This window comes from Arthrobacter silvisoli (genome assembly GCF_003369445.1).
Classification (GTDB): domain Bacteria; phylum Actinomycetota; class Actinomycetes; order Actinomycetales; family Micrococcaceae; genus Arthrobacter; species Arthrobacter silvisoli.
Map to the genome: position 1 here is coordinate 20970 of NZ_QRCU01000014.1, position 23994 is coordinate 44963.

The 23994-nt window shown below is 66.8% G+C and carries 20 protein-coding genes; 1 reads left to right on the forward strand and 19 read right to left on the reverse strand.

Annotated features, from left to right (window positions below):
- Window positions 1-109 precede the first annotated feature (109 nt).
- Window positions 110-613 (forward strand): flavin reductase family protein, encoded by a 504-nt coding sequence (locus DWV11_RS02165; RefSeq protein WP_115787261.1) that lies wholly within the window; start codon window positions 110-112, stop codon window positions 611-613.
- A 45-nt stretch (window positions 614-658) separates the two neighbouring features.
- Here DWV11_RS02165 and dnaE read toward each other — a convergent pair whose 3' ends face one another.
- The 19 genes from dnaE to DWV11_RS02260 form a co-directional block, all read right to left on the reverse strand.
- Window positions 659-4216, reverse strand: coding sequence for a DNA polymerase III subunit alpha (dnaE, locus tag DWV11_RS02170; RefSeq protein ID WP_115787349.1), 3558 nt, complete (start codon window positions 4214-4216; stop codon window positions 659-661).
- Between the two features lie 9 nt (window positions 4217-4225).
- Complete coding sequence (locus DWV11_RS02175) at window positions 4226-4849, reverse strand: hypothetical protein (RefSeq protein ID WP_115787262.1); 624 nt, start codon at window positions 4847-4849, stop codon at window positions 4226-4228.
- A 113-nt stretch (window positions 4850-4962) separates the two neighbouring features.
- Window positions 4963-5889: an RluA family pseudouridine synthase gene (locus tag DWV11_RS02180; RefSeq protein WP_115787263.1), complete on the reverse strand. Its 927-nt coding sequence runs from the start codon at window positions 5887-5889 to the stop codon at window positions 4963-4965.
- Window positions 5882-6538: a signal peptidase II gene (gene lspA, locus DWV11_RS02185; RefSeq protein ID WP_115787264.1), complete on the reverse strand. Its 657-nt coding sequence runs from the start codon at window positions 6536-6538 to the stop codon at window positions 5882-5884. The genes DWV11_RS02180 and lspA overlap by 8 nt, the downstream gene beginning before the upstream one ends.
- Window positions 6539-6632: 94 nt before the next feature.
- On the reverse strand, window positions 6633-7343 hold the full coding sequence (locus DWV11_RS02190; RefSeq protein ID WP_115787265.1) for a DivIVA domain-containing protein: 711 nt from the start codon (window positions 7341-7343) through the stop codon (window positions 6633-6635).
- A gap of 158 nt (window positions 7344-7501) precedes the next feature.
- On the reverse strand, window positions 7502-7789 hold the full coding sequence (locus tag DWV11_RS02195; protein WP_115787266.1) for a YggT family protein: 288 nt from the start codon (window positions 7787-7789) through the stop codon (window positions 7502-7504).
- Window positions 7790-7893: 104 nt separating this feature from the next.
- On the reverse strand, window positions 7894-8421 hold the full coding sequence (locus DWV11_RS02200; RefSeq protein ID WP_115787267.1) for a cell division protein SepF: 528 nt from the start codon (window positions 8419-8421) through the stop codon (window positions 7894-7896).
- A 99-nt stretch (window positions 8422-8520) separates the two neighbouring features.
- The gene (locus DWV11_RS02205; RefSeq protein ID WP_115787268.1) at window positions 8521-9276 is read right to left on the reverse strand and encodes a YggS family pyridoxal phosphate-dependent enzyme; all 756 of its coding nucleotides are present in this window, start codon (window positions 9274-9276) and stop codon (window positions 8521-8523) included.
- Window positions 9269-9958 (reverse strand): purine nucleoside phosphorylase YfiH/LACC1 family protein, encoded by a 690-nt coding sequence (locus DWV11_RS02210; RefSeq protein WP_115787269.1) that lies wholly within the window; start codon window positions 9956-9958, stop codon window positions 9269-9271. Before DWV11_RS02210 ends, DWV11_RS02205 begins: the two co-directional genes overlap by 8 nt.
- Window positions 9959-9977: 19 nt before the next feature.
- Entirely contained in the window at window positions 9978-11213 is a 1236-nt protein-coding gene (gene ftsZ, locus DWV11_RS02215) for a cell division protein FtsZ (RefSeq protein ID WP_115787270.1), read from the reverse strand.
- A 224-nt stretch (window positions 11214-11437) separates the two neighbouring features.
- Window positions 11438-12304: a cell division protein FtsQ/DivIB gene (locus tag DWV11_RS02220; RefSeq protein WP_245953402.1), complete on the reverse strand. Its 867-nt coding sequence runs from the start codon at window positions 12302-12304 to the stop codon at window positions 11438-11440.
- On the reverse strand, window positions 12297-13667 hold the full coding sequence (murC, locus tag DWV11_RS02225) for a UDP-N-acetylmuramate--L-alanine ligase (protein ID WP_115787272.1): 1371 nt from the start codon (window positions 13665-13667) through the stop codon (window positions 12297-12299). The genes DWV11_RS02220 and murC overlap by 8 nt, the downstream gene beginning before the upstream one ends.
- Entirely contained in the window at window positions 13664-14800 is a 1137-nt protein-coding gene (gene murG / locus DWV11_RS02230) for an undecaprenyldiphospho-muramoylpentapeptide beta-N-acetylglucosaminyltransferase (protein WP_115787273.1), read from the reverse strand. The genes murC and murG overlap by 4 nt, the downstream gene beginning before the upstream one ends.
- 6 nt (window positions 14801-14806) lie before the next feature.
- A complete protein-coding gene (gene ftsW, locus DWV11_RS02235; RefSeq protein WP_115787274.1) occupies window positions 14807-16075 on the reverse strand; it encodes a putative lipid II flippase FtsW in 1269 nt (422 codons plus the stop codon).
- 2 nt (window positions 16076-16077) lie between these two features.
- Window positions 16078-17715 carry a UDP-N-acetylmuramoyl-L-alanine--D-glutamate ligase gene (gene murD / locus DWV11_RS02240; protein ID WP_115787275.1) on the reverse strand — a complete coding sequence of 546 codons (1638 nt, stop codon included), beginning with the start codon at window positions 17713-17715 and terminating at the stop codon, window positions 16078-16080.
- Entirely contained in the window at window positions 17697-18806 is a 1110-nt protein-coding gene (gene mraY / locus DWV11_RS02245) for a phospho-N-acetylmuramoyl-pentapeptide-transferase (protein ID WP_115787276.1), read from the reverse strand. Before mraY ends, murD begins: the two co-directional genes overlap by 19 nt.
- Entirely contained in the window at window positions 18803-20293 is a 1491-nt protein-coding gene (locus tag DWV11_RS02250; RefSeq protein WP_115787277.1) for a UDP-N-acetylmuramoyl-tripeptide--D-alanyl-D-alanine ligase, read from the reverse strand. Before DWV11_RS02250 ends, mraY begins: the two co-directional genes overlap by 4 nt.
- 6 nt (window positions 20294-20299) lie before the next feature.
- The gene (locus DWV11_RS02255; RefSeq protein WP_115787278.1) at window positions 20300-21964 is read right to left on the reverse strand and encodes a UDP-N-acetylmuramoyl-L-alanyl-D-glutamate--2,6-diaminopimelate ligase; all 1665 of its coding nucleotides are present in this window, start codon (window positions 21962-21964) and stop codon (window positions 20300-20302) included.
- A gap of 219 nt (window positions 21965-22183) precedes the next feature.
- The gene (locus DWV11_RS02260) at window positions 22184-23980 is read right to left on the reverse strand and encodes a peptidoglycan D,D-transpeptidase FtsI family protein (RefSeq protein ID WP_210725645.1); all 1797 of its coding nucleotides are present in this window, start codon (window positions 23978-23980) and stop codon (window positions 22184-22186) included.
- Window positions 23981-23994 lie beyond the last annotated feature (14 nt).

Below are 23994 nucleotides of genomic sequence, written 5' to 3' on the forward strand. Positions count from 1 at the left end.
TCTGCCGCCGCAACGTGGCCCCGGCGGCATACCCGGAATACCTCCTTGAGGGTTCGTGGGAATACGCTGATTCCAAGAACCACCCAACGATTCTGAGCAGGAGCTGGCCATGGCTGCGGACACCCCGTCCTTCGTGGGAACCTTCAGGGAAATGTTCCGCCGGCACGCTGCGGGCGTGGCGATCATCACCGCGGACTTGAACGGCAGGCCCTTCGGTTTCACCGCGACCTCGGTGGCGTCGCTGTCCGCCGAGCCGCCCCGCTTCACCTTTAACATGTCGCGCAGTTCCAGTTCCTGGCCGGCCGTGGCGAACTCGACCTACATCGGGCTGCACATGCTCGGCCACGAGAACGAGGCCCTGGCGGACCGCTTCGCCCGCGGCGGCGGGCAGCGGTTCGAGGGCGACCACTGGGAACCCGGGCCCTTCGGCGTGCCGCTGCTGAAGAACGTGACCGGTTGGCTCATCGGGAAGATCCAGATGCGGCTTTCCTTCGAGAACAACGCGGTGGTCGTCGTCGAGGTGGTGGACGGACAAGTGGGCGAGGACGGCAGTCCGCTGCTGTACCACTCGGGCACGTACGGACAGCCGGTCCCGCTCGACTACGAAATCTGAGCCGGGTACGAAATCTGAGCCGGGCCGCTTAGCTGTCCATCCCGCTTAGCTGTCCAGGCAGGCCGGTCCGAGCAGCACCTTCAGGTCGCCGAACAGGGCCGGGTTCGGGTTCACGCGCAGGTGGATCGGCAGTGCCATCACCTCGATCTTCGTATCCCCGTGCAGGTTCAGCCGGACCTCGGAGTTGCCCCGGTGGTTGCCGAGCACGTCCCTCAGTTCGGTGACAACTCCCTCGGTGGCCTTGTGGGTGGGCATGGTGATGACCAGCGGCCCGTTCACGCCCTCGCTCAGGTCCGGGACCGACAGTTCCATGCAGTTCAGGGTGACGGCCCCGTCGTCGCGGCGCTGGAGGCGGCCCTTGACCACCACGATCAGGTCCTCGGCGAGAACGGACGCGATGGGCCCGTAGACCTGCCCGAAGAACATGACCTCCATCGACGCGCCGAGGTCTTCGATTTCTGCCCGCGCGTAGGCGTTGCCGCTGGCCTTGGCGATCCGGCGGCTCAGCGAGGTGATCATGCCCGCAATGGTGACGATGGCGCCGTCGTGCGGGCCGTCTTCGGCGATGATCGAAGAGATGGACTGCTCGGCATGCTGGCTCAGCACGCCTTCCAGGCCCTGCAGCGGGTGGTCTGAAACGTAGAGCCCCAGCATGTCGCGTTCGAAGGCGAGTTTGTCCTTCTTCTCCCACTCCGGCAGGTCCGGGATATCCGTGGTGAATGAGGGCTCCGATTTGTCGTCCTCGAACCCGGCGAAGAGGTCGAACTGGCCGATCGCTTCGTTGCGCTTGAGGGTGATGACGGAATCGATTGCTTCTTCATGGATCATCGCGAGGGCGCGGCGGGAGTGCCCCAGGGAGTCGAAGGCTCCGGCCTTGATAAGGGACTCGATGGTCCGCTTGTTGCACACCACCGCGGGGACCTTCATCAGGAAGTCCGAGAACGACTCGAAGCGGCCTTGCTCCTGCCGTGCGCTCACCATGGAGTCGACGACGTTCGAGCCGACGTTGCGGATGGCGCCCATGCCGAAGCGGATGTCATTGCCCACAGGGGTGAAGGTCAGCGCGGATTCGTTGACGTCCGGCGGCAGCACCGTGATGCCCATGCGCCGGCATTCGTTCAGGTAGATGGCCGACTTGTCCTTGTCGTCGCCTACCGAGGTGAGCAGGGCGGCCATGTACTCGGGCGCGTAGTGCGCCTTCAAGTAGGCCGTCCAGTAGGAGATCACGCCGTACGCGGCGGAGTGTGCTTTGTTGAAGGCGTAGTCGGAGAACGGCAGCAGGATGTCCCAGAGGGTCTTGACCGCTTCCATGGAGTAGCCGTTGTCCTGCATGCCCTGGGAGAAGCCGGCGAACTGCTTGTCCAGTTCCTCCTTCTTCTTCTTGCCCATGGCGCGGCGCAGGATGTCTGCCTGGCCGAGCGAGTAGCCAGCCAGTTTCTGCGCCACGGCCATGACCTGTTCCTGGTACACGATCAGGCCGAAGGTGCCGCCGAGGATGTCCTCCAGGGGCTCTGCGAGCTCCGGATGGATCGGGATGACGTCCTGGATCTTGTTCTTGCGCAGGGCGTAGTCTGTGTGCGCGTTGGCGCCCATCGGACCCGGGCGGTACAGGGCCAGCACGGCGGAGATGTCTTCGAAGTTGTCAGGCTTCATCAGCTTGAGCAGCGAACGCATGGGTCCGCCATCGAGCTGGAACACGCCCAGGGTGTCGCCGCGGGCGAGCAGTTCGTAGGACGCCTGGTCGTCCAGGGCCAGGGTTTCGAGATCCAGCTCGATGTTCCGGTTGAGCTTGATGTTCTCCAGGGCGTCGGAAATGATCGTCAGGTTCCGAAGGCCCAGGAAGTCCATCTTGATCAGGCCGAGGCCTTCACTCGTGGGGTAGTCGAACTGGGTGATCACCTGGCCGTCCTGGAAGCGGCGCATGATCGGGATCACATCGATGATCGGGTCCGAGGACATGATCACGCCGGCAGCGTGGACACCCCATTGCCGCTTCAGGCCTTCGATGCCGAGCGCGGTCTCGAAGACCTTGGCGGCTTCGGGGTCGGTGGAGATCAACTGCCTGAAGTCACCGGCTTCGCCGTAGCGCTTCGCCTGCGGGTTCTGGATGTCCGCAAGCGGAATGTCCTTGGCCATGACGGCGGGCGGCAGGGCCTTGGTGAGCGTTTCGCCCATGCTGAAGGGGTAGCCGAGCACGCGCGAGGAGTCCTTGAGCGCCTGTTTGGTCTTGATGGTGCCGTAGGTGACGATCATGGCTACGCGCTCGTCGCCGTATTTCCGGGTCACGTAGTCGATGACTTCCGGACGGCGGCGATCGTCGAAGTCGACGTCGAAGTCGGGCATGGACACACGGTCCGGGTTGAGGAAGCGTTCGAAGATCAGCCCGTGCTCGAGCGGATCCAGGTCCGTGATGCGCATGGCGTAGGCGACCATGGAGCCCGCACCGGAACCACGTCCCGGGCCGACGCGGATGCCGTTGTTCTTGGCCCAGTTGATGAAGTCGGCAACCACCAGGAAGTAGCCGGGGAAGCCCATCGAGGTAATGACGTCGAGTTCGTAGTCCGCCTGCTTGCGGACTTTGTCCGGGATGCCCTGCGGGTAACGGTATTCCAGGCCCTTGGCCACTTCCTTGACCAGCCAGGAGGTCTCGTCCTCCCCCGGCGGGCAGGGGAAGCGCGGCATGTAGTTGGCGCCCGTGTTGAAGGACACTTCGCAGCGCTCAGCGATGAGGAGCGTGTTGTCACAGGCCTCCGGATGGTCGCGGAACAGTTCCCGCATCTCCTGGGGGGATTTCAGGTAGTATCCGCTGCCGGAGAACGCGAAGCGCGAGCCGCCTTGGTCGTAGGTGGGTTCCAGAAGGGTCGAGCCGGACTGGATGGCCAGCAGGGCTTCGTGGGCCTTCGCGTCGTGTTCGTGCGTGTAGTGGAGGTCGTTGGTGGCCACCAGCGGAATGTTCAGTTCCTTGGCCAGGCGCAGCAGGTCGCCGGTGACCCGCCGCTCGATGTCCAGGCCGTGGTCCATCAGCTCGCAGAAGTAGTTCTCCGCGCCGAAGATGTCCCTGAATTCGGCGGCGGCTTCGAGCGCCTCGCGGTACTGGCCGAGGCGGAGCCTGGTCTGGATTTCGCCCGAGGGGCAGCCGGTGGTGGCGATGAGGCCTTCGGAGTAGGTGTTCAGCAGCTCCCGGTCCAGGCGGGGCCACTTGCCGAAGACCGAGTCGAGGGAGGCGATCGACGAGGCCCGGAAGAGGTTGCGCATGCCGGTGTTGTTGTAGCTGAGCAACGTCATGTGGGTGTAGGCGCCACCACCGGAGACGTCGTCCTTGCGCTGGCTCTCATCGCCCCAGCGCACGCGTTCCTTGTCGGTGCGGGCGGTGCCGGGCGTGACATAGGCCTCGACGCCGATGATCGGCTTGATTCCTTTGTCGGTGGCCTTCTTCCAGAAATCGAAGGCACCGAAGAGGTAGCCGTGGTCCGTGGTTGCCAGTGCCGGCATGCCCAGCCGTTCGGTTTCGTTGAACAGCTCGCCGAGCCGGGCCGCGCCGTCCAGCATTGAGTACTCGGTGTGGGTGTGCAGGTGGACGAACGAGGCATTGCTGGAAGTCACCACGACAGTCTACCGTCGAGGGGCCGGGGCGTCCCCGCCGTCGTCGGGTGTCCGGCGAAGAAGTACGACGGCGGCTGCACCCTCTGCGAGATAGAACACGAAGGGCGGTATGTCACCGGTGGCGGCCAGCACGGCGGCGGATGCGGCGGACGTTCCGGCCAGGGCGAGGGCGGTGCGCGTGGGGCGCGGGGCCGGAAGCGCGGCGAAGGCGCCGGCAAGCGCCGCGAGTGTGGCGACGTGCGACCAGGCGTAAACGGTGAACGGCCACCAGGAAGCCTTGCGGTAGGCGAATCGCTCGATGTCGCTCCCCCGGTCCGCCAGGCACCAGACGAACATCGGGGCTCCGGCAAGCAGGGCAGTCGCCGCGGTTCCGGCGAGTGCCCGGGCCCGGCCACGCGGAAACTCCCGGGCGAGGGCGGCGAAAGCCACGGGCACTGCCGCGGTGCCCATCGCGGCAACATGCTGCCCGGCCACCCACTTCCCGCCGGAGCGTTTGAGGATCTCGAGGCGGTGTGCCGGGTCCGCGGTGGTGTAGACGCGCTGCGCCGGGGTAATGCCGGCAAACCAGAGCACCGTGCCGGCGATCACCGTCGCGGCCGGCCTGGAAAGGCTTCCCCGCTGGCTTGATTTCATCCCGTGCCTCCTGCCCTGCGGACCGGATGGGCCAATGAATGCACCCACGCTAACCCCGGGCGGGGGCGGGGTCAACGGAGCCGGCCCCCGGTGCGGAAGATCAGTGCGGAGGATCAGGCGTTGCCGCTGGCCAGCAGGTCCAGCGCGTATTGCAGGTCCGCGGGGTACTGGCTGGTGACCTCCACCCAGTCACCGCTGCGGGGATGGGTGAAGCCCAGCCTGCGGGCATGCAGCCATTGCCGGGTGAGGCCAAGCGTGGCCGCGAGACGCGGGTCGGCGCCGTAGGTGAGGTCACCGGCGCAGGGATGGCGCAACGCCGAGAAGTGGACCCTGATCTGGTGGGTGCGGCCGGTCTCCAGGTGCACTTCCACGAGGCTCGCCTTGCCGAAGGCTTCAATGACCTCGTAGTGGGTCACCGAAGGACGGCCGTCCTCGATGACGGCAAAGCGCCAGTCGTGGCCGGGGTGGCGGCCGATCGGGGCGTCAATGGTGCCTTCGAGGGGTTCGGGCAGGCCCTGGACCACCGCGTGGTAGACCTTGTCCACGGTCCGTTCCTTGAAGGCCCGCTTCAGGACCGTGTAGGCATGTTCGGTCTTGGCGACCACCATCACCCCCGAGGTTCCGACGTCGAGCCGGTGCACAATGCCGGCGCGTTCAGGCGCGCCCGAGGTGGAGATCCGGTACCCCGCTCCAGCCAGGCCGCCGACTACGGTGGGACCCACCCAGCCGGGCGAAGGATGCGCCGCAACACCCACGGGTTTGTCGATGACAACAAAGTCCTCATCGTCCAGCAGGATGTTCAGGCCTTCCACTACTTCCTCCACGACTTCCAAGGGGTCCCGGCGCTCGGGAACGGTCACTGACAGAACGGAACCGGCGGTGAGCTTGGCGGACTTAGCCAGCACGGCCGTGCCCGCCCGTACGTTGCCTTCGGCCAGCAGCAGGGCGGCGGCGGAGCGCGAGATGTCCATGAGCTTCGCCAGGCCGGCATCGGCACGGGCACCGCCCAGCTCCCCGGGTACTACGAAAGTCTCAGGCATCGCCGGAGGTCCCCCGGTCCTTTTCGGCACGGTCCTTTTCGGCACGGTCCTTGTCAGCCCGGTCAGTTCCGGCGTCATCCTGCCCGCTCCCGGGCTGCGTTGGCGCCCCTTGCTGCTTCGAACCGTCCAGGCCGATCCCTCGCAGCGTCAGCAGGCAGATCACGACGACCGCGCAGACAACGGCGGAGTCGGCGATGTTGAAGATCGCAAAGTTGGGCAGCTGGATGAAGTCGACGACGTGCCCCATGCCGAACGAGGGTTCGCGGAAAAGCCGGTCGGTCAGGTTGCCGAGGGCGCCGCCGAGCAGCAGCCCGAGGGCAAGGGCCCACCAAACCGATCCGAGCTTGCGCAGCTGGAAGAAGATGGCAACGGACACCCCGGCCATGACAAGGGTGAAGACCCAGGTGACGTTTTCCCCGATCGAGAAGGCCGCTCCGGAGTTGCGGATGTAGTACCAATGGAGCAAGGGCGGCAGGACCGGAATGCGTTCGCCCTCCACCATGGTGCTCGTGACCCACACTTTGGTCAGCTGGTCAAAGGCGTAGGCGAACGCCGCGAAGCCCGCGAAGAGCCAGAGCAGGCCCGGTCGCGGGGTCCGGCGCATAGTGCGGTCCGGTTCGGCGGTGCCGCTGTTGTGTTCGTCGCTCATAGTGCTTTCATCCGGGGGCCGTGGGGTCGCTGTTCTTAACAGCGAAAAGCCGGTGGCCGAGGAGTCCTCAGCCACCGGCTTTCAGAATACTTGCTTAGACCTCTGCGGCAGCTTCGCCGACCTCGGGGGCGGCGACGGAACCACGGGCGTCAAGGTCACGCAGCTGGCCTTCAATGTAGGCCTTCAGGCGGGAGCGGTAGTCGCGCTCGAAGCCGCGGAGCTGCTCGACCTTGCGCTCAAGGACGGAGCGCTGCTGCTCGAGGGCACCGAGGATCTTGCGGGACTTGTCCTGCGCGTCGTTGACGAGGGTGGAAGCTTCGATCTGCGCCTCGGCGATGATCTTTTCCTTCTGCTGCTCGCCGTCGGCGACGTGCTTGTCATGCATCTGCTGGGCCATGGCCAGCAGGCCGGCCGCGGACTCGGCAGAGGGGGAAGCGACGGAAGCCGCGGCGGCGGGGGCAGGAGCTGCCCCGGCCTGGGCCTTCTTCTTGGCTTCCGCTTCGGCAGCCTTGGCCTCGGCCTCGGCCTTTGCTTCGGCTTCCGCCTTGGCCTTGGCTTCTGCGTCCTTGTCGGCCTTGACCGGCGCGGGGACCTTCTCGACGACCGGTGCCGCGGTGGTGCTGGCGGCGACGGCGGTTCCGGCCTCGGCGAGCTTCTTGCGCAGCTCGTCGTTCTCCTGGTTCAGGCGACGCAGTTCGACGACGATCTCGTCCAGGAAGTCATCAACCTCGTCCTGGTCGTAGCCCTCACGGAACTTAGTCGGCTGAAAGCGCTTGTTGACAACGTCTTCTGGCGTCAAAGCCATCTGGTCACCTCGTTGGTCTAGTCAGGAGGCCTTCCGGCCGTTCAAAAACTACGGTACCTAAATATCATCTGATTCCCCCAATTCAACACCCTTTGTCTTTAATCACGGGAACCGGGCCGGGCCACCGGTGTCACCGGGGTCCTTGTCCTACAAAGAAGCTACACCAGTGGCCAAGTGAATCCCATCGCAATGACTACCACGATGAAAACGATCAGGAAGGCCAGATCGAGGGAAACCGAGCCCAGTTGCAAGGGCGGCACCAAGCGGCGGATCCGCTTGATGGGCGGGTCCGTCACGGAATAGACCACGTGCGCCGTCACGAGCGCAGCGCCCCGCGGACGCCATTGGCGGGCAAACATCTGCACCAGGTCAAAGACAATCCTGACGATGAGGGAAATCTGGAACAGCAGCAATGCAATGTAAATAAGGCCAAAAACAATGCCCACGGCTTAGCTCAGTTCTCCTCGATCGCAAACGGCTGGTGTTCTCTATTCCAACACAGATGCCAGGCAGTTGGCCTGCCTGGCATCCGAACGGCGTTGGCGGACCGTCAGCTCTGGTTGAAGAACGAGGCCTGTGCTTCGCTGGTCTTCTTGTCGTCGCCAAGGACTTCGACGTACGACGGCGACAGCAGGAACACCTTGTTGGTGACCCGTTCGATGCTGCCGTGAAGTCCGAAGACCAGGCCGGCAGAGAAGTCCACGAGGCGTTTGGCGTCCGCTTCGCCCATGTCGGTGACGTTCATGATCACAGGGATCCCGTCCCGGAAGCTCTCTCCGATGATCTTGGCGTCATTGTAGGAGCGGGGATGGACGGTAGTGATCTGGCGGAGTCCGGAAGTATCTTCGCGGCTCGATGCCGCACGCTTGATAGGTGTCACAGGGGCGCGGTATTCCTCTTCGGCGGCGGCTTGGGGTACTTCACGGACGGCTTCCCGGACGGGTGCGGGGGCGCGGCGCTCTTCGTGCTCGGCGGCGTGCTCCTCATCCCTCTGGGGCAGGTGGTGCTCAGACTCGTAATGCTCATCGCCGTCGGCGAGCCCAAGATAAACCATTGTCTTGCGCAATGCGCCAGCCATGCTGGACTCCAATCGTGTCTGCAGTTGGCGGGCCGCCCGTGGCTTGACATGGATGCCTTGACATGGAACCGCAGGCCCGTCGCTTCCAATACTTTGACGCTACCCCACGGGGGGACGGGAACCGAGAATATCGGAGCCGATCCTCAGGTGTGTCGCCCCGAAGCGCACGGCTGCTTCCAGGTCCTGGCTCATGCCTGCGGAGATTGCCGCAGCTCCTGGATGGGCCTCGCGCAGCGCCGCGGAAATGCCAGCGAGTTTTTCGAACGCCTCCTCCGGGCGGGCGCCGAGAGGTGCCACCGCCATCACCCCCGCGAGCCGCAGCCCGGGAGCCGAAGCGATGCTCTCGGCGAGCTGCCCGACGTCGGCCGGCGCGGCCCCGCCGCGGTGCTCCCCGGCGTCGTCGTCGAGGCTGACCTGGATGAAGCATTCCAGTTCGTCCCGGCCCTCCTCCTGCTGCGCCCGGAGCATGGCTTTGGCCAGGGCCTCGGCGAGCTGCGGGCGGTCGACGGACTGGACCGAGTGCGCGTACTTCACGACGGACTTGGCCTTTTTGCTCTGCAGTTGTCCGATGAAGTGCCAGCGCAGCCCCAGTTCCGTGAGGCCTGCGGCCTTGGCAGAGGCTTCCTGGTCGCGGTTCTCCCCCACGTCCCGGATACCGAGGGCGGCCAGGCGCGCGACGTCGGCGGCGGGATGGAACTTGGTAACCACGATGAGCCTGGGTTCGTCGGCACGACCCGCAGCCAGAGTCGCAGCGGCGATCCTGGCACGTACGGCGGCAAGGCGCTCCTGCAGCTGAAGTGCCCGCTCGTCCATGCCGCCATCCCATCCGGTTCCTGTCAGGCCGGGCTCAGGCATGTGTCCACACCAGCCCTGCGAAGCGGCCGGTCTGCTGCTGGCGGCGGTAGGAGAACAGGCCAGGACTGTCCTTGGTGCATTCCCCGGTGTATTCGACCGGCACGCCGAGTTCACTGAGTTGTGCGCGTACGCCTGCCGGCAGGTCCAGTGCCGGCGTGCCCCACGAGGTGACAGACCAGGTTTCCGGCACGGCTGCGGCGACCTCGGCCCGGAGTTCGTCGGGTACCTCATAGCATTTCCCGCAGATCGACGGGCCGATCCAGGCCGTGATGCCTTCGGCACCCCGTTGCCGCATTTCGCCGACGGTCGCGGCGACGACGCCGGACGCCACGCCGGGCCTGCCCGCGTGGGCAACACCGAGCACGGGGCCCTGCACCGTGTCCCCCGCGAGGACCACCGGAACGCAATCGGCCACCATCACGGCAAGGGGCTGCCCGGTGGAGACCATCGCATCCGCGGTGGGCGGTTCGGCGGGGTCCCCGATGAAGCTCACGGCGTTGCCGTGCACCTGGGACATGTACTGGAACGTCCGGCCACCGAGCCCGGCGGCGGATTCCAGCCGGGCCCGGCGCACCAGGACGTCGTCAGGGTCGTCACCGACGTGCAAGGCGAGGTTGCCGGCGTCGGCATCGGTGAAGGCGACCCATAGTCCGGGCCGCACTTCCTTACGCCACCAAAACACTGCTGACTGGCTCCCCGGCTTACTTGAGGAAGTCAGGGACGTCGAGGTCATCGCTGCGGCCGCCGGACAGGTCCGGCTCAACCACGGCGGGGAGGTCGACGTCGAAACCCGAGTCGGCGGGCAGCGCCGAGGGACGCTGCTGGCTCCAGTTGCTCAGGCCGGAACTGGCAACACCGGCCGGCACGTGCTGCGGCACCGGCTGATAGGCCGGGGCTGCCTGGGTTGCGGGACGCTCCGGAGCGGCCGGAACCTGCTGCTGCGCTGCCGGCTGGGCGGCGGGCTGCTGGTTCATGGACGGCGAGGTGGCCTTGACGTCGTCGAAGCCTGCCGCGATGACGGTAACCCGTGCTTCATCGCCCAGGGCGTCGTCGATAACGGCACCGAAGATGATGTTCGCTTCGGGGTGCGCCACTTCCTGGACCAGGCGGGCGGCTTCGTTGATCTCGAAGAGGCCGAGGTCCGAACCACCCTGGATGGACAGCAGGACACCGTGGGCGCCATCGATCGACGCTTCGAGCAGCGGCGAGGCGATGGCGAGTTCGGCGGCCTTGACTGCGCGGTCTTCGCCCCGGGCCGAACCAATGCCCATGAGCGCGGAGCCTGCGCCCTGCATGACGGACTTCACGTCGGCGAAGTCAAGGTTGATCAGGCCGGGGGTGGTGATGAGGTCGGTGATGCCCTGGACACCGGAGAGCAGCACCTGGTCGGCGGAGCGGAAGGCGTCAAGGACAGAGACGTTCCGGTCGCTGATGGAAAGCAGGCGGTCGTTGGGGATGACGATGAGGGTGTCGACTTCGTCGCGCAGGGCGTCGATGCCGTTCTCGGCGGAGGTGGCGCGGCGGCGGCCTTCGAAGGTGAAGGGGCGGGTCACCACGCCAATGGTCAGCGCACCGAGGGAGCGGGCGATGCGCGCGACCACGGGGGCGCCGCCGGTGCCGGTGCCACCACCTTCGCCGGCGGTCACGAAGACCATGTCTGCGCCGCGCAGGACCTCTTCGATCTCATCGGCGTGGTCTTCGGCGGCCTGGCGTCCGACGTCGGGGTTGGCACCCGCGCCGAGGCCGCGGGTGAGTTCGCGTCCGACGTCGAGCTTGACGTCGGCGTCACTCATGAGAAGCGCCTGCGCATCGGTGTTGATGGCGATGAACTCGACGCCGCGAAGGCCGACTTCGATCATCCGGTTGACTGCGTTCACGCCACCGCCGCCGATGCCGACGACCTTGATGACGGCCAAGTAATTCTGCGGTGCTGCCACGTTTCGTGCCCCTTGCCTGTGTCCTATAGCGAAACTGATCGAGTCCAACTTGAATTCTTGGACCTTAACCCTCTAGTTGAAGGTTATAGTTATGTCAAGTAACTCTTATGCGACGGTATGGGCTGCGAATCAGACATTCAATGACCGGCTCCGCGTGTCGTGTGAATGTCCCCAAATTAGCCACCGCAGCGTCTTCGTTACCTGCTCCGTCCACCCGGCGAAGGCTACTTCGTCAGCGGATGCCGGGGGGCCGAAACGTCGTAGACGTTGACCGGAACCCTGGGATCGGCCGGCGCCTTCAGGAGCGCCTCAAGCACCCTGGCCTTGAGCTCCTTTTCCTCCGCGTTGCCCCAGACCACCGTCTTGCCGTCGATGAGCCTGAGCTCCACGGCGTCCGGGGATTTGGCGGACGCGCTGGCCATCTTCGCCAGGACATCCGCCGGGAGGGTTGCCAGCACAGCGGTGATGGCCGTAAACAGCTCCGCCCTGGCCGCGTTGCCCTCAATGAGGGGCAGCGGCACCGACGCCGGGTCCTTCGTGGAGCCGAGCTGGACGCCGTCCACGTCCACCAACACATAGTCGCTGTCCTTCTTGAGCAGGGCCACCGGCACCCGCTCCACCACGTGGACCAGGAGCGTCGACGGCGGCCGGGCCTCCGTGCTGACCGAACGGACCTGGACCAGCGGCTTGAGCAGCCTCGTGATGTCGGCGTCGTCGATTTGCGGAAGAGGCGTCCCCTGTACGGGGGCCAGTGCCTTCCGGATGGCATCGGCCTTCAGCAGCTTGGTGCCGTCGACCGTGATCGTTCGCACGGCAAGCATGGGCGAGTAGACCGCGGCGGCGAGGAACCCGGCCACCAGGGCGATAATCACGGCCGCCGTGGTGAGGGCGATCCTTTTCCGCTTGCGCCCCTTGGGTTCGGGGAAGGCAAGGACCTTCGCGGATTTGTCCTTGGCTGCGGACCGGGGCTCAAGCCCGTGCGCCGCAGGCGTCTCAATCGTCCGCTCGGCGCTGATCACGCCGGCACCGGAGTCGGCCTTCGGCGAGGAAGCGGACCCCGGTTTGAAGGTGGGCTTCCGTGTGCTAGCCACGCAACCGCTCCACGATCTGCGGCCCGAAGGCCGTGACGTCGCCGGCGCCGACCGTGAGGATGATGTCGCCCTCCCCCGCACCGGCAACGATCTGCCCGACGGCATCATCCGCGCCCACGAGACGGCCGGCGCGCAGGTGTTCGGTGATCAGCGCGCTGGTGACACCCGGGATGGGGTCCTCGCGGGCCGGATAGATGTCCAGGACAAGGGCGGTATCCGCCAGGTTCAGTGCCTCGGCGAACTCCCGGGCGAATTCGCGGGTCCGCGAGAACAGGTGCGGCTGGAAGAGGACATGGACATTCTTGCCGGCTGCCACGCTGCGTGCGGCGGAGAGTGCCGCACGCACCTCGGTGGGGTGGTGCGCGTAGTCGTCGTAAACCCGCACTCCCCTGCCTTCGCCCTTGAACTCAAACCTGCGGGATGCGCCGCTGAAGTGCGCCAGGGCAGCGGCGGCGGCCGCGGGTTCAATCCCGAGCTCGACGGCGGCGGCGAAAGCAGCTGCCGCGTTGAGCGCGTTGTGGCGGCCCGGCACCTGCAGCACCAGGCGCTGCCTTTCGCCGGCCAGGCTCACCCAACTGCCGTCGGCGCCCTCGTCCTCCAGTCGGACGTCGGCGTCGTCGGCGGTTCCGTAGGTCATGACCCGGGTGCTCCCGGCGGCCCGGACCCGGGCAGCGAGGGCGCGGGCGCCGTCGTCGTCCGCACAGGCGAGCAGCAGCCCGTGCTCCGGCAGCAGCGCAGCGAAGGCGTCGAAGGAGGCGAAGACGGCCTCGGGCGTGCCGTAGTGGTCAAGGTGGTCCGCCTCGACGTTGGTGACGATGGAGATCAGCGGGCGGTAGTTCAGGAAGGACGCGTCGGACTCGTCGGCCTCGGCCACGAAGATGTCCGAACTGCCGCTGGCGGCGTTGACGCCGAGTGCCGGAACGTTGGCGCCGATCGCGAAGGAAGGATCCAGGCCGGCCTGCTGCAGGAGCACCGTCACCATGGAGGTGGTGGTGGACTTGCCGTGGGTGCCGGCCACGGCAACCACGCGGTCCGTGCCCATGGTGGCGGCAAGACCTTCCGAGCGGTGCAGCACCGGCAGGCCGGCGGCCCGGGCGGCGAGCAGTTCGGGGTTGTCCTGCCGGATGGCGGAGCCTGCCACGACAGTCCGGGCGTCGCCCAGGTTCTCCGCGGCGTACCCGACGGCGATCCGGGCGCCTGCCGCCGCGAGCTCGTGCATGACGGGCAGGTCCTTGGCGTCGGAGCCGCTGACAGCGACCCCGCGGGCAACCATGATCCGGGCGACGGCGGACATACCGACCCCGCCGATCCCGATGAAGTGCACCCGGCCGAGGGAGACGGGGTCTGCGATGGGCTGGGTCATTCGGATACCGCTTCCAGGACAAGATCAGCCATCCGCTGATCGGCGTTTCTGATGCCGAGGCTTTCGGCCTTGGCGGCCATGTTTTCGAGGCGCTGCCGGTCACCGAGCAGCGGGATGAGTTCGCGCTCGAGCCACTCGGCCGTGAGCGCTTTGTCGTCGACGAGGAGGGCGGCGCCGTCGTTCACCAGCGCGCGGGCGTTCAGGGCCTGTTCGCCGTTGCCCACCGGCAGCGGCACGAAGACGGCAGGAACGCCGACGGCGGCCACCTCGCACACTGTCGCTGCGCCGGCGCGGGCCAGCAGGACGTCGGCGGCGGCGTAGACGTTTTCCATGCCGTCCACGTACTCGACCTGCCGGTAGCCGTCGGCACTGAGCAGGGCGCCGCCGTCGTCCTTGACTTCCTTGCCCCGCCCGGTGATGTGCAGCGTCTGGACGCCGGCCGTCGCCAGGGCCCCCAGGGCCCCGGAGATGGTGCGGTTGATACTTTGGGCGCCGGACGAGCCGCCGGTCACAATGAGGGCGGGCCGGTCTTCGGCCAGGCCGAGGGCGCGGCGGGCATCCGCCCGTGCGGAGCGCCTGTCGAGGCCCGAAATGGCCTTGCGCATCGGCATGCCGACGTGGCGGGCATGCCGCAGCCGGGTTTCCGGGAACGCCACGGCGATGTGGCGGCTGAACAAGGCACCCACCCTGTTGGCCAGGCCCGGACGGCTGTTGGCTTCGTGGATGACGATGGGGATGTGCCGTTTCCGGGCAGCCAGGTACATCGGCGTGCAGACGTAGCCGCCGACCCCCACCAGCACGTCCGCAGCGGCCTCGTCCAGGATGCGGCCGGCCTGCTTCACGGCGCCGGCGAAACGGGCCGGGAACTTCAGCATGCCCAGGGAAGGCCGGCGCGGGAACGGGACCCGGCCGATCGTGGCCAGCTCGTAGCCGGCGGCCGGGACCAGGCGGCTTTCCATGCCTTCGGCGGTGCCGACCACGAGGAAGGACGCGTCGGGGCGGGCGGTCTTCAGGGCGTCGGCGATGGCGAGCATCGGGCTGATGTGGCCTGCGGTTCCGCCTCCGGCAAGCACCACCGACAGTGACGTGGACTGGGTTTCCCTCGTGCGGGTTTCCTCGGGCTGGGAATTCATGAAGTGCTATTTACGCTTTCGTGCAGTTTTCGGGGAGCTGCGCCACAGGCGGGGACGCTTGCCGGGTGCCATCTGGGCGCGGGCCAAGGACAACACTACGCCCACGCCGCACAGGGACATCAACAGCGCCGAGCCGCCGTAGGAAATGAACGGCAGGGGCACACCGATGACCGGCAGGAGCTGGGTGACCACGGCCATGTTCATGCTCGCCTGGCCCAGCAGCCAGACCATGATCGAGCCGGCCAGGGTGCGCTGGAAGGGGTCGGTCTGCCGGATGACGACGCGGAAGATCGCGATGCCCAGGATCGCGAAAAGCAGCAGGACCACGATGGTGCCCAGGAGGCCGAGTTCCTCGCCGATGATCGCGAAGATGAAGTCGTTGTGGGCCTCCGGGAGCCAGTTGTATTTCTGCCGGCTCTGGCCCAGGCCCAGGCCGGTCCAGCCGCCCTGGGCGAGGCCGTACATGCCGTTGGTGGACTGGAAGTCGAAGTCGAACTGGGCCTTGCAGGTCTCCGAGGCGTTACCGAGCCACGAGGTGATCCGGCACATGCGGTTGGCACTGCTGACTGTCAGCACGGTGGCCGCGACCGCACCGGCGGCACCGGCGATGGCGAGCATCTTCCCGGGCACACCCGCGAAGAACAACCCCGCGGCGATGATTGCCATGACCACGATGGCGGTGCCGAGGTCGTTGCCCAGCAGGACCAGGCCAAGGATGAGGCCGGCGCCCGGGACCACCGGGATGATCACGTGCATCCAGCGGTGGAGCAGCTTCTCCTTGCGGGCCAGCACCGTGGCTATCCAGATGCAGAGGGCAAGCTTGGCGATTTCCGACGGCTGGATGCTGACCCCGCCGACGTCGATCCAGTTCTGGTTGCCCAGGGTCTTGCGGCCGATCACCTGGACGAGGACGAGGAGGACCGCCACCGCGCCCATCGCAGGCCAGGAAAGCCGTTTCATCCAGGTCACGTTGGTCCGGGAAATGAGGTACATGGCGACGACCCCGAGCGCGCCGAAGCCGGCCTGCTTCATGGCATCCGCGTACGGCGACCTGCCCACCGAGATGGCTTCTACGCTGGAGGCGGAGAGCACCATCATGATGCCGATCGCAGTCAGGGCGAGGGTGCAGCCGAGGATCAGGTAGTAGGTGGAGCTGTTGGCCGCCGCGCCCCTGCCTTCGATGCCGTCCCAGATCCTGCGGAGGCGGTCCCGAAGCCCTGTGTTCTGCCGGGCTGCCTTCTTGGCTGGCGCCTGGCGGGTGGGCGTGGTGACCATTGCTACTCCTCCGTGGTCTGGGCCTTGCCTTCCACAAGATCGCCTTCCACGAGCTCGCGAACTGCCTGGATGAAAGCGTCGCCCCGGTGGGCGTAGGAAGAGAACTGGTCCATGGAGGCGGCCGCCGGAGCCAGCAGCACGGTATCGCCCGGCACGGCGATCCGTGCGGCTGCGGCAACGGCCTGCGCCATGACGGTGTCCCCGAAGATCGGCGAAAGTTCCTTGGCCGACCCGTCCGTACTCGATCCATCCGCACTCGATTCATCCGTGCCGGAAGGCTGCGCTCCTTCAGTTTCGCCCTTGGGCTGCCCGATCACGGGGACATCCGCTGCGTGTCGCTGAAGGGAGGCTTCCAAGGCTTCCGTATCGGTGCCGATGAGGACCACGGCCTTGAGCCGGTGCGCCTGTTCCTTGACGAGGTCGTCGTAGTTGACTCCCTTGGACAGGCCGCCGGCAATCCACACGACGTTCTCGAAGGCCGCGAGGGCGGCCGCGGCGGCGTGCGGATTGGTGGCCTTGGAGTCGTTGATCCACAGGACGTCGCCGTGCTTGCTGACGGGCTGGATACGGTGCTTGCCGGGCAGGTAGTGCTTGAGTCCCTCACGCACTGCGGCGGGCTCGACGCCGTAGGCCCGGACCAGTGCGGCGGCGGCCAGCGCGTTGGCCACAAGGTGGCGGGGAGCCACCGGGCCAAGGTCCGAGAGTGCAGCGAGTTCCGCCGCCGAGTCCTTGCGTTCGGCGATGAAGGCACGGTCAACGAGCAGCCCTTCGACGACGCCGAGCATGCTGATCGCCGGCGTCAGCGTGGTGAAGCCGACAGCGCGGCAGCCCTCCACGACGTCGGCGTTCTCCACCATGCGTTCGGTTTCGATCTGCTCCGCATTGTAGATGCACGCGATCCGGGTGTTTTCGAAGACCTTGGCCTTGTCCGCCAGGTACGCCTCATAGGAACCGTGCCAGTCCACGTGGTCTTCGGCGACGTTGAGGCAGACGCTTGCGGCCGGGGACAGCGTTTCGCTCCAGTGCAGCTGGAAGCTGGAGAGTTCGACGGCGAAGACGTCGTAGTCGACCGGGTCGCGGAGGGCGTCCAGGATCGGGGTGCCGACATTGCCTACGGCGATCGCCTTCAGACCCGCAGCCTGCAGCATCGATTCGGTCATGCCCACCGTGGTGGTCTTGCCGTTCGTGCCGGTGATGGTGAGCCAGTCGGCGGTCTTGCGGCCCTTGCGTTCCCGAAGCCGCCAAGCGAGTTCGACATCGCCCCACACCGGAATGTGTGCCCGCTTCGCCGCGGCGAGCAGGGCCTGGTCCGGCCGCCATCCGGGGGAGGTCACCACGAGTTCGGGCTTCTCGCCGTCGATCTCGGGGATGGTGAGCACCGCGTCCGGTCCGAGCAGGACGTCCGCGGCGCCGACGATCTTCAGGGTGTCCGCCTGGGCCTCGGCTTTGGCGCTGGTGGCGGCGTCGACCACCACCACGCGGGCGCCGAGTTCGATCAGGGTGTCCGCGGCGGAGAAGCCGGATACGCCGATGCCGGTGACCACGACCCGCAGGCCACGCCAGTCCGCGTCCCAGCTGGTGAGGTCCTTGAGCCGCTCGTTTCCGTGCCGGTCTTTCGTGTTCACAGCAGCACCACCCATTCAGCGTAGAAAATACCGAGCCCTGCGGCCACGAAGAGCCCGCAGAGGATCCAGAAGCGCACCACTACGGTGATCTCGGCCCAGCCCTTGAGTTCGAAGTGGTGTTGCAGCGGGGCCATCTTGAAGAAGCGTTTGCCCTTGGTGACCTTGAAATATCCGACTTGGATGATCACCGAGAGGGTGATCAGCACGAACAGGCCGCCGATGATGCCCAGCAGCAGTTCGGTACGGGACAGGATCGCGAAGCCGGCCACGGCACCGCCGATGGCCAGGGATCCGGTGTCGCCCATGAAGATCTTCGCCGGCGAGGTGTTCCACCAGAGGAAGCCCACCAGGGCGGCGCTCAGGATCGCCGCAAGCAGGGCCAGGTCCAGGGGGTCGCGGACCATGTAGCAGCCACTGCCGGTTTCACGGGGCGAGCCGCAGGCCTGGTTGTTCTGCCAGATCCCCATCAGGGTGTAGGCGCCGAAGACCATGATCGAGGCACCCGCTGCGAGCCCGTCCAGGCCGTCAGTGAGGTTGACACCGTTGGTGGCCGCCGTGACGATCAGGTTGGACCAGACCACGAAGAGGATGGCGCCGAGGATGGTGCCGCCGAAGGCAAGGTTCAGCCACGGGATGTCGCGGACCAGGGAGATCTGGAACGACGCCGGGGTGATGCCGTCGGCGTTCGGAAACAACAGCACCAGGATGCCGAAGGCGATGCCCACCACGGCCTGAAGGATCAGCTTGGCCTTGGCGTTCAGGCCGAGACTGCGCTGCTTGGAGATCTTGATGAAGTCGTCGAGGAAGCCCACGAAGCCCATGCCGACCATCAGGAACAGCAGCAGCAAGCCCGACGCTGAAGGTCCCGGCGAACGCGGGTTCATCATCCACATGATGAGGTGGGTCAGCGCATAACTGATCAGCACCGCCGCGACCACCACGGTGCCCCCCATCGTGGGGGTTCCACGCTTGGTGTGGTGCGAGGTGGGTCCGTCATCGCGGATGAATTGTCCGTAGCTTCTGGAGACCAGGAAACGGATGAACAGCGGGGTGCCGATCAAGGCCACCAGGAGGGCGACGCCTGCGCCGATCAACAGTGCAATCACAGCAGTTCGTTCCCTTCATTGGCGGCAGCTACAGCCGCAGTGTCCACGATCGTCCCCGCATGTGGGGCTAATGCTATCCGATCGCCCAAATGCCGCAGGCCAACCCCGTTCGAGGATTTGAACAGCACCAGATCCCCCGGTTCGAGTTGCTTCTGGAGGAGCTCGAACGCCTCGTCAGCGGTCTCGGTGAAGGCACATTCATCGCCCCAGGAGCCTTCCTGGATCGCGGAAATGTACAGTGCCCGGGCCTCGCGTCCCACCACCAGGAGCCGGGAAATGTTCAGGCGGACCACCTGGGTGCCGATGGCCGTGTGTTCGCGGATCGAGTCCTCGCCGAGTTCGAGCATGGCGCCCAGCACTGCCCAGGTGCGCCGGCCCTGGCCGATATCCGCCAGGGTGCGCAGGGCGGCCCGCATGGATTCGGGGTTGGCGTTGTAGGCGTCATTGATGACGGTGACCCCGTCGGCGCGTTCGGTGCGTTCCATGCGCCAGCGGCTGGCCGCGCTCTGCTCGGAGAGCGAGGCGGCGATGTCGTCGCCGGGAATGCCTGCGGCGTAGGCAGCGGCCGCGGCGGCCAGCAGGTTTCCGAGGTGGTGCACGCCGATCAGTTTGCTGCGCACCGGACGCGGCCCGGCGCCGTCGGGCAGCACGAGGTCGAAGGTGGGATGGCCGAGCGCGTCGATGTCCGCATTGCGGGCTTCGACCGCGGCACCGGCCGCACCGGTGGAACTCGTGCCGAGGATCGGCGCCACCGTACGCGGGGCCATGGCGGCGACCCTCGGGTCGTCGAGGTTGATGACTGCCGTGCCGTCGGTGCCGAGGGCTTCGAGGAGTTCGCCCTTGGTCCTGGCGATGTTCTCCACTCCCCCGAACTCGCCGGCGTGCGCGGTGCCCACGACCAGCACGACGCCGATGTCCGGCTTGACCATGTCGGCGAGGTACTGGATATGGCCGATTCCGGTGGCACCCATTTCGATCACGAGATACCGGGTGCCGGCGTCCGCGGTGAAGACCGTCAGCGGGACACCGACCTCGCCGTTGTAGGAGCCCTGGGGCGCCACGGTCTTCCCGGCCTTGGACAGGATGCCCGCCAGGAGGTCCTTGGTAGTGGTCTTGCCGGCCGAGCCCGTGATGCCGACGACGGTGAACTGCTCGCCCGCTGCGGCGCGCTCGGCGCGGATCCGGCGGACCGCCTCGGCGGCAAGGGCGCCCATGGCGAGGACCGCGTCCTCGACGATGACCGCAGGGTACGGCCGGCCCTCCGCGTCCGTGACTTCGCGTTCACACAGGGCCAGCACGGCGCCACGTTCGAAGGCCGCTCCGACGAAGCTGTGGCCGTCCGCGTGTTCTCCGGGCTTGGCCACGTAAAGCGATCCGGCGCCTGCTTCGCGGGAGTCGGTCACCACGGAGGAGGGAACTATTCCGGGATCGGCTGCGAGGGTTCCATTGGTGATGTGGGCGATTTCCGCCGCTGTCAGTGCAATCATCTCGGTCTAGGACTCTATCCGCTCGTCTGCTGGAACCCGGAATCCCCTGGCTGTCAAGGCGGCCTTCAGTTCTTCCCTGTCGTCGAGGGCAAGGTTGACGCCTTTGACTTCCTGCCAGACTTCGTGGCCGCGCCCGGCCACCAGGATGGTGTCCTTCTCCGTGGCGAGCTCGACGGCCTTGCGGATGGCGACGTCGCGCGGGAAGGATTCGATGATTTCGCAGGCCAGCTGCTCATTGTCGCGGGCGGCGACCGCACCGGCGAGCACCTCGGCGCGGATCGCGGCGGCGTCCTCATCATGCGGGTCGTCGTCGCTGATGATCACGACGTCGGACAGGCGGGCGGCGATCGCCCCCATGGTCGGGCGCTTGCCTTGGTCCCGCTGTCCGGTGGCGCCGAAGACGACGATCACCCGGGAGCCTTCCTCACGGGAACGCACTGCTTCGAGGGCGCGGGCAAGGGCGTCCGGGTTGTGGGCGAAGTCGACCACCGACGCCGGCGCTTCCGAGACCAGCTGCATGCGGCCGGGCACGGCCACCGCGAAGGGATCCTGCTCTTCGAGGGCCGCCTGGAGCACCTCACGGCTGACTCCGGAGGCCAGCACCATGATGGTGGCCAGGGCCGCGTTGGCGATGTTGAAGTCACCTGGAAGGGCCGTGCGGGCGCGCAATTCGCCGCCGTCGCGATGCCGGAGAACGAAGGCGCTGCCGAGGCCACGCGGGGTGCTGGAGGCGAGGGTCCAGTCGGCGTCCGGCGCTTGCTCCCCACCCTTCAGGGACAGCGTGGTGACCGGCACCCGTGCTTCCGCCGCGAGGGTCCGGCCCCACTCGTCGTCGACGATCACCACCGCGCGGCGGCAGCGGCCGGGAGTGAACAGCTCCGCCTTGGTGCGGAAGTACTCCTCCATGCTGCCGTGCAGGTCCAGGTGGTCCTGGGTGAGGTTGGTGAAACCCGCGACGTCGAACATCACCGCGTCCACGCGACGGTAGGACACCGCGTGGGAGGAGACTTCCATGGACGCCGCGTCCAGCCCCCGCTCGCGCATCAAGGCCAGCAGTGCGTGGACATCCGGTGATTCCGGAGTGGTCAGCAGGCTCGGAATCGCCTCGGCGCCGGCCAGGATCTCGATGGTCCCGATCAGGCCGGTCGTCATGCCCAGGGCGCTCAGCAGCGAGTTGATGAAGTAGGTGGTGGTGGTCTTGCCGTTCGTGCCGGTCACGCCGAAGAGCGTGGGCGAGGCCTCCCCGGCCGGCTGGCTGCGGTAGACGAGCGCGGAAACCGGCCCGACGGCGGTACGCGGCTCGCGGACGGACAGCACCGGAACACCGGGCCCGCCGTCGGCCAGAAGCCGCTGCGCGCCGTCGTCGTCGCTCAGGATGGCGACCGCCCCGGCGGCTACCGCTTGTCCGGCAAATTCCGCGCCGTGGCGGCTGGCACCGGGCAGGGCGAGGTACAGGTCACCCGGCTCCACGGTCCGGGAGTTAAGGGACACGCCCGTCACGGTGACGCCGGCGCTCCCTTCGGGCGCCTGGATTCCCAGCGACGCCGCGATCTCCCATAACGGCACCGGAGACACCCGGGCCGGACGGAAACCGCTGCTTCCGGCGGCCGTGCTTTCCGCCGTCGCGGGGTTCCCTGGCGGGCTCTGAACGGCGTCATTATGCTCTGGCAAGGTGGGTCTCCGATGGTGCTCGTGGAACTTGCCGCTCCCGGGCCCGATGTTTCGGGGCGAACGGTTCCGGACGCGGCGTGGATGGATCGGTGTGTAGGAACTCAGGGTGTGGCCGGGCAACTGCCACACAAGCTTACTCGGCGGGCCGGCCCTGCCCGCCGGACCGGCTCATGTGGCGAACCGGCTCATGTGGCGAACCGGCTCATGTGGCGAACCGGCTCATTTGGCGAACTGCGGGAACCGGGCCGGGGTCCCAGTGGACGGCGGAATGTTGTACGTGCGCAACACCTGGCCCAGCACCGAGCGCAGCACCGGCCCGTTGGTGATGCCGTAGATGTTGCCCTTGGGGCGCTGCACCACCACTTCGACGATGAAGCGCGGGTTATCCATCGGGGCCATGGCCACCATGGAAGCCGTGTAGCCGTCGAAGCCGGGAAGCCCGTCCTCGCGCGGGGCCTGCGAGGTGCCGGTCTTCGCACCTACCCGGTAGCCGTCGACAGCGGCCTCCTTGATCTGGCCCTCGGTGACATTGCTCTCAAGGATGTCGCGGACCTTCTTCGCCGTTTCCTTGCTGACGATCCTCCGGGATTCCTTGGCGGGAACCTTCTCTTCCTTCCCGTCCGGCGTGATGTAGCTGTCGATGAGGCGGGGCTGGAGCATGACGCCATCGTTGGCGACGCTCTGGTACGCCCGGACGGTCTGCAGCGTGGACTGCGAAACACCTTGGCCGAACAGCACTGTGTACTGCTGGCGGTTGTCCCACTGATCCGGCTTGGCGAGGATGCCCTTGGCCTCGGACGGCAGCCCGATGTCCGGCGCCTCCCCGATGCCGAACTTCTTCAGCCAGTCGTAGCGCTGCTGCTTGCTCAGGCGGCTGCCGACCATCACGGTGCCCGTGTTCATCGACCAGCCCAGGATGCCGGCGAGGGTCCTCTTCTCGGTGCCGTGGTCGAAGGCATCGGTGAAGGTCTCGCCGTCGATCGTGTACGCCGGCGGGATGACGAAGGTGTCCAACGGGCTGGCCTTGCCTTCTTCGATCGCGGCAGAGGCGGTGATCATCTTCTCAACCGAGCCCGGCTCGTAGGCCGCCGTCACCGATCGGACGCCGCGGTCCTCGGCGGCGACCCCGCCTGGGTTGTTCGGGTCGGGGGCGTTGGTGTCGGCCATGACGATGATGTTGCCGGTCTTGACGTCCATCACCACGATCGACCCCCATTGCGCGCTGAGGTTGTTGACCTGGCTCTGGATGGCTTGCTGCGCGAAGTACTGCAGGTCCGTATTGAGCGTCAGCTTCACGTCCTTGCCGTCGACGGCGGGTGTCAGTTCGTCCGTTGCCACCGGAATGCGCAGGCCGTCGGCGCCGATTTCGAACACCCGTTTGCCGGGGGTCCCCCGCAGGGCCGCGTCCTGGGTCTGCTCGATACCGGCCTGGCCGGTGGTGCCGTCCTGCAGGAAGCCGATGACGCCGCCGGCCACACTGCCGTTGGGATAGACGCGCTTGCTGATGGCCTTCGACACGACCCCGGGAATGGACAGCTTGGAGATGGCATCTTCAAGGTCCGGCTTCACTTCCCGGGCAAGGACGACGTACGGCTTGTCCCCGGTCAACGCAGTAGTCAGGGCCGCCTGGTCGGTTCCCAGGGCGGAAGCGAGGTCCTTGATGCCCTGCTCCCGGCTGATGGTGTCAGCCTGCCCGGTGGCGCTGTTGTAGCGACCGAACTCGGGGGTGTTGGTGTTGACCCTCTGGTCCGCCACGATGTCATAGCGGATCACGCTGCTGGCCAGCACGGTGCCGTTCGAGTCCAGGATCCGGCCGCGCTCCGCGGGAAGCTCCACAGGGGTCAGGCGCTTGTTGATGCCGGCCTCGGCCATGCCGCCCACGTCCAGGCCCTGGACGAGGAAGAGCTTGCCACCGACCACCAGCAGCAAGGTCAGCATTAACGCAAGACCCACGCGCAGCCGAAGCCTGGCCGTTGACGCCCTCTTCGTTTTCGATTTCCCGGAGTTCTGCGCCACGTCGTTTCCTTGCT

Bases quoted from the DNA above. Each gene is read 5' to 3' on its own strand.
- DWV11_RS02165 (WP_115787261.1), top strand. From the start codon at position 110: ATGGCTGCGGACACCCCGTCCTTCGTGGGAACCTTCAGGGAAATGTTC.
- murD (WP_115787275.1), bottom strand. From the start codon at position 17,715: ATGGGTGGTGCTGCTGTGAACACGAAAGACCGGCACGGAAACGAGCGG.
- DWV11_RS02180 (WP_115787263.1), bottom strand. From the start codon at position 5,889: ATGCCTGAGACTTTCGTAGTACCCGGGGAGCTGGGCGGTGCCCGTGCC.
- ftsW (WP_115787274.1), bottom strand. From the start codon at position 16,075: ATGGTCACCACGCCCACCCGCCAGGCGCCAGCCAAGAAGGCAGCCCGG.
- murG (WP_115787273.1), bottom strand. From the start codon at position 14,800: ATGAATTCCCAGCCCGAGGAAACCCGCACGAGGGAAACCCAGTCCACG.
- DWV11_RS02205 (WP_115787268.1), bottom strand. From the start codon at position 9,276: ATGCCTGAGCCCGGCCTGACAGGAACCGGATGGGATGGCGGCATGGAC.
- DWV11_RS02190 (WP_115787265.1), bottom strand. From the start codon at position 7,343: ATGGCTTTGACGCCAGAAGACGTTGTCAACAAGCGCTTTCAGCCGACT.
- DWV11_RS02200 (WP_115787267.1), bottom strand. From the start codon at position 8,421: ATGGCTGGCGCATTGCGCAAGACAATGGTTTATCTTGGGCTCGCCGAC.
- lspA (WP_115787264.1), bottom strand. From the start codon at position 6,538: ATGAGCGACGAACACAACAGCGGCACCGCCGAACCGGACCGCACTATG.
- murC (WP_115787272.1), bottom strand. From the start codon at position 13,667: ATGACCCAGCCCATCGCAGACCCCGTCTCCCTCGGCCGGGTGCACTTC.
- DWV11_RS02250 (WP_115787277.1), bottom strand. From the start codon at position 20,293: ATGATTGCACTGACAGCGGCGGAAATCGCCCACATCACCAATGGAACC.
- DWV11_RS02175 (WP_115787262.1), bottom strand. From the start codon at position 4,849: ATGAAATCAAGCCAGCGGGGAAGCCTTTCCAGGCCGGCCGCGACGGTG.